This window comes from Streptomyces sp. NRRL B-24572, from assembly GCF_002156145.1.
Classification (GTDB): domain Bacteria; phylum Actinomycetota; class Actinomycetes; order Streptomycetales; family Streptomycetaceae; genus Streptomyces; species Streptomyces vietnamensis.
The window spans coordinates 1-1,129 of the sequence record NZ_MWIG01001031.1 but is presented as its reverse complement, the minus strand read 5'-3'; the positions used below and the strand labels follow the sequence as shown (position 1 = coordinate 1,129).

Annotated in this window: 1 protein-coding gene and 1 pseudogene; one reads left to right on the top strand and one right to left on the bottom strand. The window is 71.0% G+C overall.

Going from position 1 to position 1,129, the window contains the following annotated elements:
* The first annotated feature begins 513 nt into the window (after positions 1-513).
* On the top strand, positions 514-777 hold the full coding sequence (locus CCN56_RS39780) for a hypothetical protein (RefSeq protein ID WP_256962428.1): 264 nt from the start codon (positions 514-516) through the stop codon (positions 775-777).
* Positions 778-821: 44 nt separating this feature from the next.
* On the opposite strand, the pseudogene CCN56_RS42370 reads toward CCN56_RS39780, so the two are convergent.
* Positions 822-911: pseudogene (locus tag CCN56_RS42370) on the bottom strand (IS5/IS1182 family transposase); the annotation flags it as partial.
* Positions 912-1,129: the final 218 nt, after the last annotated feature.

Genomic DNA, 1,129 nt, shown 5'->3' with positions numbered 1-1,129 from the left:
CGGGAGCGGCAGGGCCGCCAGGACCCTGCCCGTGCGGTCGTGGCGGCCGTCGGGGCGAGCAGCGCGCAGAGGGCGACGGTGGCCGTCGCGGCGGGGACGAGGGTGCGCAGGGGGCGGGGCATGGAGACCTTTCCCGGGGGTTCGACCGGTCCGAAGGAGGCGGGGGCTTACGGACCGCCATATGCCGAATCGAAAGAAAGGGGAAGAGGCGGCGGCTGTCCGGCAACGAACCCGCCGACTCCCGTTCACAAACGGCTCCCGGAGCCCTCCCCCCCCCAGGCGCTGTCCGGCGGATCATGTGATCACTAGGATCCAGGGGTGTCCGGATCCTGTCGGTCAGTGCCGGGGGATGCGGCAGTCATGAGCGGTGCGGATCCGGTGCTTCCCGCAGCGGACGGCGAACGGGGGCCTGTGGGGAGTCGACGGCTGCACGGGGGCCTCGGGACGGTGGTGGCGCTGCTTCTCGCGGTATCCGCCGCCGTGCTTCTGGGCAGGTCGTGGACCGCCTGTGACGTGGGAGTGAACAACGCGGCCAACAGCGGTTTCCTGTTCTGGCTGTTCATCCCGGGCCTCTGGACGGTCCTGCTGCTGGTCTGGGTCGGGGTGGGCGCCCTTCTCGGGAACCGTCCCCTTCTCCGTGCCTTCGCCCTCGGGGTGGCGCTCCTCGGTGTCGTCTGGTGTGTCATCTCGATCTTCTGGGAGGGCGCTGCCACTCCTCCGTGCCCCGGCGGCGTGCCCCCGTGGTGGCCGGGCTTCATCCCCGTCCCGGGATTCTGAGAGGCCGGTCCCGGTGGTTCACGGCTTGAGCCGGCGGCGGACGGTCGGCGGTCGGCGCGTTGATCCTTCGGTTCAGGGATCGTGTGCTTGATGTCGCGTCGCCGCAGACGGCGGCGGTTTCGGCGGGAGCCCCACATGGTTCTCGCCGTGGCCGGTGTGTTGATCACCTGCTGGACAGGCGGAGGTCTCCGGACCGGGTCTCACACCGGACCCGGCCGGATCCGAGCCGTACAGGTGCCACGAGGCGACTGCTAGTTCAAGGCGGCGTCCGGCCAGGTGGTCAGGACGCACACCGGTCTCCCTCCCCCGAGCTCTCGGCTTCGCCCGAGCAGGGGACCCCCTTGCCCCGGCG